The 255-nt window shown below is 62.4% G+C and carries 1 protein-coding gene; it reads right to left on the bottom strand.

The genetic code is table 11. From position 1 onward, the window contains the following. Nucleotides 1-255 (bottom strand): transposase (locus ACYZGB_RS22995; RefSeq protein ID WP_462391303.1); only part of this gene is annotated, 255 nt, incomplete at both ends.

Genomic DNA, 255 nt, shown 5'->3' with positions numbered 1-255 from the left:
CGGCTTGCCGTTCTTGCGCGGGGGTATTACCGCCTGCGCGCCTCTTTGCGCTATCACCGCATGGCAGTCTTTGGTGTCATAGGCACCGTCCGTGCTCACACTGGCGATCGGCTCATCCGGTGGTATCTGCGCCAGAAGGCCGGGCAGCATGGGCGCATCGCCCACGCTGTTGTCTGTGACTTCATTGGCCCGTATCTCCAGCGTGCTGGCATCAATGCCCAAGTGCACCTTGCGCCACTGCCGTCGGTATTCAGC

Source organism: Acidovorax sp. Q11 (assembly GCF_054950075.1).
Note: the sequence above shows the minus strand (reverse complement) of the source record. Positions and strands in the feature narration are given on the sequence as shown.